The 7,289-nt window shown below is 63.9% G+C and carries 6 protein-coding genes; all 6 read right to left on the bottom strand.

Features of this window, described 5'->3' with window-relative positions; genetic code table 11:
- Nucleotides 1–2,123: Ig-like domain-containing protein (locus ABYO54_RS11690; RefSeq protein WP_372808432.1), on the bottom strand; the 2,123-nt coding region annotated here is incomplete at its 3' end.
- A gap of 167 nt (nucleotides 2,124–2,290) precedes the next feature.
- Nucleotides 2,291–4,093, bottom strand: coding sequence for a hypothetical protein (locus ABYO54_RS11695; protein WP_372808433.1), 1,803 nt, complete (start codon nucleotides 4,091–4,093; stop codon nucleotides 2,291–2,293).
- A complete protein-coding gene (locus ABYO54_RS11700) occupies nucleotides 4,090–4,557 on the bottom strand; it encodes a hydrogenase maturation protease (RefSeq protein WP_372808434.1) in 468 nt (155 codons plus the stop codon). Before ABYO54_RS11700 ends, ABYO54_RS11695 begins: the two co-directional genes overlap by 4 nt.
- Nucleotides 4,554–6,011, bottom strand: a complete 1,458-nt coding sequence (locus tag ABYO54_RS11705) for a nickel-dependent hydrogenase large subunit (protein ID WP_372808435.1) — start codon at nucleotides 6,009–6,011, stop codon at nucleotides 4,554–4,556. Before ABYO54_RS11705 ends, ABYO54_RS11700 begins: the two co-directional genes overlap by 4 nt.
- A gap of 3 nt (nucleotides 6,012–6,014) precedes the next feature.
- The gene (locus tag ABYO54_RS11710) at nucleotides 6,015–6,962 is read right to left on the bottom strand and encodes a hypothetical protein (RefSeq protein WP_372808436.1); all 948 of its coding nucleotides are present in this window, start codon (nucleotides 6,960–6,962) and stop codon (nucleotides 6,015–6,017) included.
- 98 nt (nucleotides 6,963–7,060) lie between these two features.
- A partial coding sequence (locus ABYO54_RS11715; RefSeq protein WP_372808437.1) for a hypothetical protein occupies nucleotides 7,061–7,289 on the bottom strand: 229 nt, incomplete at its 5' end.

A 7,289-nucleotide genomic window follows, 5' to 3' on the forward strand; every position in this document is an offset into this window, starting at 1 on the left:
CCCCCCGCCGAGGCGACGATGGTCCAGGGATAAAACCCGTTCTTGCCGTAGGCGTGTTGCGCCAGCGCGTTGGTCGAGTCGCCGCCGTCGCCAAAGCGCCAGGCATAGGTAATTTTAGAAACACCGTTCGAGACGGCGGCGAATGCCCAGAACGGCAGCGCGGTTCGGGAAGCCGCCTGCGCCGGGACGAGCGATTCGCAAACGAGGACGCAAGTTCCTTCACCCACCGTGATTGCAACCGTTCCTAGATTGGAATCCTTCTTGCCGTCCCACGCCGCGAAGGTGAACGAATCGGTTCCCATAAAATTCAGGAAGGGATAATAGGTCGCCGTCGATCCCGCCAGGCCGACGGTTCCGTTCTGCGGTTGCGAGATGATGCGGATGGTGCCTTCGTTCGCGGTCAGCGGAACAACCACCGGAACGTTCGCCGTTGTCGATGCGCTGGTCGAAGCCACGACAGGGGCGGGATCGTTGTTGTCGTTTTCCGAAAAGGGCCCGTCGTGGCAGGAGTAGCAACCGATGCGGTAGCCGCGCCAGAACGTGCGCGAACCGATGGTGCGGTCGGCCTGGGCAAGCGAAAGCACGGTTCCGCGATAATCCGCTCCGTGGCAAGCTTGGCAAGACGTGATCGGGACGGGACTGCCATCCTCGTGTACCTGCCCATGGAACCACTGTTCAGGCCGTCCATCGGCCTTGCGCGAGAAGGCGGTGTCGCCGACCGGGTGCATGCCGTGGGGACCGCCGTTGAAGGTGAGCGGCTGCGACGTGTGGCAGTTCAAACATTCGACCACGGTGCCCTTGTGCCCCTGCATTTCGACATTCTGGATGTTGTCGTTGGCGTGGACGGAGGGATAGATCGCGTGGGGCGAACCGTGGCAGGCCGAACACTGCAAGCCGCCGTGGCCCGAGGAAAAGCGGTAGAGCGTGCCGTCCGGATGGGCAAAGGTATCGTTGACCGCCACGCGCGTTGCGCCGCCGGACTCGAACACCGAGAGGAAACGGATCGCGCCGTTGTTGTCGGTCGCCGTTCCCGAGTGGCAGCTTTGGCAGCTGGGTTCGTCGAACCATCCGCTGCGCGAGGCCGCCCCGACCTCGCTCATCTGGCCGTGGCAGCTTTGGCACTCGATCGCGAGCCCGCCATCGGCGGCCACCGCCGCGCCCATCGCGCCGCGGAGGCATTGGGTGGATGAGCCGGGGTGGCAGCGATAGCAGGAATCGCGGTTGAGCGAACTGTTGAGAACCAGCCCCGACGCAGGATCGACGACCTGGCCGTGGTGCGCATGCATCGCCTGCGTCATGGTCGAGACCACATTGGGATCGGCCGGAACCGGCAACGCGTTGGAGCGGTGGCACCGCGCGCAAAGGATGGCCGTATGGTCGGCCACCACCGTTTGATAGAGCCCGTTGGTGTTGTAGCCCTGGTTTTGCAGCGCACTTCGGTAGTCGGGATTGCCCGCCTGCTTTTCGTCGTGCAGCCGCAGAATGTTCAGCTTGATGTCTTTGTCGGGGTCGGGATGCCAGCGCCAGCCCCTTGCCGGCCGGGCGTCGACCCCGCGGCCGGACCGGTGGCAGGCCGAGCAGGTCATTTCGTCGGAAACCGGCAGCACGATCCGGGTCGAGGCCAATTCCGTTCCGGCCTCGTTGCGCACCACGACTTTCATCATCGGATAATAGTTCACCTTGCCCGCGTCGTCGAACGGCGAGATGGGAATCCCCTCGCCCGTGAACCACCGGTGCGCGGAGTCGAACTCCATGGGTTGCGGCGTGTTCGAGGGGCCGGGCATCGCCACGCCCGCCAGCCCGACCTCGTTGGCGGGCTGCGCGCCGAACATATCGGCCACATGGTCCCAGAAATTAATCTTTCCGGCCGAGGTGGTGTTGATGGACCCATCGGGGTCCGCCACGGCTTCGAAGGTGACGTGCAGCCCGTTGCCGGATGTCACCAGATTGCCATCGTGGATAATCTGCGCGTGGATCGTGTTGTAGGGAGGCAGGATCGAGAACACCGAAAAGTCGGTCCCGTCCATGCAATGCATTCCCAGATCGTTCCAACCGATCACCTGCCAATCGTCGGCATGCGCCCACGGCAAGCAAAGCAACAATACACCTAGAATCCGTTTCATGCTGTGGCCCTCGTTTTGGGCGAATCTAGCATGCGCCCGCGTTTTGTAAACCCCTTGGAATCGCCATGCAGCCGCCGAAGCGTTTAGCGATTTTTCACCATTTGGTTCCGCGCGAGGCCCCGCGCGGCATCGGCAAACCTGAGCGCCGAATCCGTGTTTTGAAAAAATCAATCGATGGTAATCATGTACATGGCGCAGTCGAGCGCATCCGCATCGACGTGCGTATTGATCGGGGCGGTTGCGGGAACGCCATTCGTCAGGATGTGGAAGCCCACGACCAGGTTGGTGCTGCGATGCACGGTATAGCTCCGCCCCGCCTCGCTGTACCAACTGACGGCGGGGCCGCCGGCCTCGCCGTCGATACCGCGGATGGCGAAGACCGACTGCGGATCGGTTGGGGAGGTCCCGGCGATTTGCTCGTGCAGGTTCGAGAGACCGTCGCCGTCGAAATCATCGTCCGGATCAACGTCGTCCAACGTGGCGAACGCATCGCCGGCATCAAAATCAATGATGAGTTGCTCGAACGCATCGTCGAATCCGTCGCCGTCGGAGTCGTTCGTGATGGACGGCAGGAGCAGAACGGCCGTGCCGCCGTCGTCGGCCGAGGCGTAGACGACGTTGCCCGCCAGCGTCAGTTGCATGGCGCGGACCAGCGCCCCGAAGTTGGTGACGGCGATCGGCGTCAGCGGATCGGAGAGATCGGTCAACTCCCAGTCGACAAGCCCCTGCGTCCCATCGACCGTCACCGAAGAGTCGGTCCCGGTCGCGAGGATCGCGTTGGTTCCGGCCACATCGAGATCGAAGACGTAGTCGGCGGAAGCGAAGCTTTCGGCCACGGTCGGCGCGGCCGGATTGGAGAGGTCCATCCGATGCACCGTATAGCCCTCGGCGATATAGGCGGTAGAGCCGGCGGCCCCGACGCGTCGGACAACCCCGGGGGAAGTTGGGGCGTAGGCGCCCTGACGCAGCGGAGCGGCCGGCGAAGTTAGATCGAACGCCACCAACCCCTCGAAGGCGTCGGCGACCAGCAAGAGGTTGCCGCAAACCGCGACATCAAGCGCGTTGCTGCAGGCAACGGAAGCGAGCAAGGTCGGGTTGGCCGGATCGGCCAGATCGAAGATTTTCACCCCGTCGCTGCCGGCCGCCAGATAGGCGCAGCCTTCGGCGATGGCGGTGGCGCGGCTACGCGCTACGGCGGAATAGTTGCCGAGCAGGGTTTCGGTGGTCGCGTCGTAGATGGAGAGGCCGCCGAAACCTTCGGCGACATAGAGCTTGCCGCCGTCGAGGGCCCTGCCGGACGCAAGGCCGAAGGTCGGGATGGCGGGGGCATTGGTGTTCACGGTCATGGTCGCCCGGTCCACCTGCGTGAGATTGCCCAGTCCGTCGACCACGTAAAGCACGGTTCCATCCGATTCCATCCGGTTGCCGAAGGCGAGCCGGTCGTACCCGCCCGTCACGTTCAGCGCGGCATCGAGCGCCACGACGCCGTTGAAATGGTCGAGCAGATAGAGCGAAGATCCGTCCACGACGATGTCCATGGCCGGGCCGTTGGTGACCCAGCTACCGGTCGGGGCCAGCGTGGCGGCATCGAGCACGCGCAGGCCCGAGACGCCGTCGGCGAGATAGAGCGCGGCGCCATCCCGCGCAAGGCCGTAGGCGTGGCCCGGGGAGTCGTAGGTGGCCGACACCTCCAGCGTTGGGAGATCGACCTTATGCACCCCCGCATCGCCGCAGGCGGCGAAGAGCGTCGAACCCTCAACCAGCAGATCTTCGATGAGGCCCGGCAGATAGCGCGAACCGGAACAAACGGGCGCCGCCGGGTTCGAAACATCCAGCGCCAGCAGGATCTGCCCGGCACCGACATAGGCGTTTGTTCCGTCGGCATCCACCGCCCCGCAATATCCGCCGATGTTGCCGAACGCGGCCGCCGCCGCGAAACAGCCCGAGATCAACCAAAGTCCTGTTTTCATGCCCGCCACTCCTCAATCAGATTCTCCACCGTGCGCACGGCACCGGGGACCGCCGCCCGGACGGCCTCCGAGAGTCCCATGCCCTGCTCCACCGTTTCCGGCTCCACCCCCACCACGGTCCACTCGGCAGGCAGCTCGCCCGGTGCCAAAAAATTCAAGGCCGTCTTCAGCCCCAGCGAATGCACGGACAAGCCATAATCGTTCTCCACCGCATCGCTGCCCGACATCAGATAGACCGTACCGGGTTCGCGGCCCGCCTGGAGTGCATCGACCACCACGACGAGGTCAACCCCGCGCAGGCAGTCCGCCGTGTGGAGGACGGCGGTTCCGGCATCGATCAATTCCACGTTCTCGAGATTCCGCTCCTGCAACGCCTGCACCACATGGACGCCAACGCCATCGTCGGACATCAGCAGGTTGCCGATGCCGACCACGGCAATGCGCTCTTTACCGTTGGCGCTCATGCTTCCGCCGTTCGCGTTCCGTTGCGATCGACGATGTAGACCGTGCCCTTGCGGTCCGGCCGCATCACATGCGTGGCGCAATCGAGGCAGGGATCGAACGAATGGATGACGCGCAGCACCTCGACGGGTTGGTCGGCCTTTTTGACGGGCGTACCGATGAGCGCCTCCTCCAGCGGGCCCCGCTGTTCGGCGGCATCGCGCGGCGAGCAGTTCCAGCACGTCGGCGTGACGATCTGGTAGTGCGAAACCAGACCGGATTCGATGCCGATCCAATGCGCCAGGGCGCCGCGCGGCGCCTCGGTCAGCCCGACCCCGCTTGCGCTATCCGGCACGGTGGTCGGTGCATAGCCATAGTCGCCGTCGGCCACGGCGGCGAGCCACCCCGGCATCGCCTGCGCGATCTTGAGGGCCTCCTGCGCCCGTGCCAGATGGCGGTCCATCACGGAGACGCCGCCGCGGTAGTCGCCGTTGACGGCCATGCGCGAAAGCGGGCCACACTCATAGTTGTCGCCGTCATAGCGCGGGGCCTTGAGCCAGGAATAGCCCGCGGATTTGGAATCGGGATGCACCGGAACTGTTTCCCCAACGGACGGATGCTTGCCGGTGGTGCCGTCGTCATACCACGAGTGGGTCACCTGCTCGGCGATCCGCCCCGTGTCCAAGGCCTGGATGCCCGCCACGCCCGCATCGATGCGACCGGGAGCGAAGAGCGTACCGCCGCCGGCTTCGTCGAACACGCCGTAGGAAAGCAGGTTGCCGTAGCCCTGGCCAATCGCGAAATAATCGGAGTAGAGCGAAGCGAGCAGCTCGACGTCGGGCAGCAGCGTGCCTTCGATGAAAGCGGTGATCTCGTTGAGCAAGCTCAAGAATCCGGCCTTGTCGGTGCCGCCGGAAACGGCGGTGAATCCCCCCGCGATGAACGACGGGGTGTGCGGCAGCTTGCCGCCGTAGATGGCGCCCATCTCGTGGCATTTGCGGCGCATGGCGATGGCCTGGAGATAGTTGCCCTGCAAGCGCGCTTCGGAGGCGGCATCGAGGCGCCGACCGGTATCCCACCCGGGTTGCCACGGCGCCATGGCGGGCCCTTTGATGTAGTCGAGCAGGCTGAGAATATAGAAGTGCAGGATGTGCGATTCGAGGAAGCAGGCACCGTGAACGAGGTTGCGCATCATGGTTCCGGTGGTCGGCGGGGTTGCGCCGAAGGCTTGGTCGAGCGTGAGCGCGGCGGCCAGGCCGTGCGAGGTGGGGCAGACCCCGCAGATGCGCGAGGTGATGTTCGGCGCGTCGCGCGGGTCGCGGCCTTCCATGATTTTTTCGAAACCGCGGAAGAGGGTTCCGATGCAGTGGGCGTCGACCACCTGCTGAACGCCGTCGACGGTATCGATTTCGACATCGACCTTGAGGTGGCCTTCGATGCGGGTGACCGGATCGATGGAAGCGGTGATGATGGGCATGGCTTAACTCCCTGAGCTGTAGGATTGGAAGAAGGATTGCGAACTGGGGAACTCGGGCTCGACGCATCCGATGCAGGGCGAGTTGACGCCGATGCACCAGTGGCCGTTGCCTTCGGTTCCGTTCCAGCAGCCGTTGCATTTGGCCTCGGTCCACTGGCCGCGGCAGCCGAGGTTGACCAGGCATTTGCCGACCGTGTCGTCGATGTCGGTTGCCCGGTTGTTTTGATACGACGATTTGCGCGGACAGGTCTGGTGAATGGTGGTCTTGGAATTCTGGCCCACGGACTGGGTGTAGAGCGCGGTGGGCCGTCCATCGGAATCCAGCGCGACCGTATTGCCCAGCAACAGCTGCACGATGGCCCAGACGACCCAGTTGGGGTTGGCCGGACAACCGGAAATGTTGATGGTGCCGACGGGCGCGATATGTTCCGCAACCCGGATGACGCCGGAGGGATTGCTTCCCGCCGCCGGGATGCCGCCGAAACTGGAGCAGGTTCCCGCGCAAACCACGTGCGATGCATGCAACGCCATTTCGGCGACGACCTCGGCATAGGTGATTTCCCGGCCCTTGTAGCTATAGGCCACGCAGCAGAGACCGTCGAACGCGGTCGGCACGCCGCCTTCGAGCACGAGGATATAGTTGCCGTGCTTCACCGCATGCTCCAGCACCGCGCCGCAGCTTTCGCCCGCAAAGGTCATGACGGTTGCGTGGTGGGTAAGATTGATCGACCCGGCGAGCACTTCGACCACGCTTTCGGGAGCGGTGTCGGAGATATAGTTCAGGAACGATACCGAGCAGCCGGTGCAGGAGCTGCCATGCAGCCAGATCACTTCGGGGGCGCTTGGATTGGCCAGCGCTTCATTCAGCCCCAGCAGATCCTCGGGCGTCAGTCCGATGGTGCCGGCCACGATGCCGCAATATTCTAGAAACCTGCGTCTGGAAAGATTCATTGCCTATCCCCGTTATGGTTCAACTCCGTATTGCGCTACACCGCCCAAGACCGAAACGTCACCTTCGGCGCCTTTTTTCCCGGCAGGCGCCGGGTTCCCTAGATTCGGGAGCAAGCGCACAGCAGTGAATCACCATATTTACCCGCTGGATTCTGGGTAATGTTCCATTTCGGTTGCTTTTTGGAGGGTCGGCCCTGCGACTCAGGCACGGAGCCCGGCTCCGCCTGCTTGGGAATATTCCGTAGCGCCGGATTCCGATCCGGTGTTTTCCGCCAACCCGGTACGGAAACCGGGGCCACGGTATCGGCAGAAAAATGAACGGCAGAA

Source organism: Pontiella sp., assembly GCF_041622395.1.
Taxonomy (GTDB): Bacteria; Verrucomicrobiota; Kiritimatiellia; order Kiritimatiellales; family Pontiellaceae; genus Pontiella.

What these genes read in the sequence shown, in the direction of transcription:
- ABYO54_RS11695 (WP_372808433.1), bottom strand. Translation starts at nt 4,093, where the DNA reads ATGAAAACAGGACTTTGGTTGATCTCGGGCTGTTTCGCGGCGGCGGCC.
- ABYO54_RS11705 (WP_372808435.1), bottom strand. Translation starts at nt 6,011, where the DNA reads ATGCCCATCATCACCGCTTCCATCGATCCGGTCACCCGCATCGAAGGC.
- ABYO54_RS11700 (WP_372808434.1), bottom strand. Translation starts at nt 4,557, where the DNA reads ATGAGCGCCAACGGTAAAGAGCGCATTGCCGTGGTCGGCATCGGCAAC.
- ABYO54_RS11710 (WP_372808436.1), bottom strand. Translation starts at nt 6,962, where the DNA reads ATGAATCTTTCCAGACGCAGGTTTCTAGAATATTGCGGCATCGTGGCC.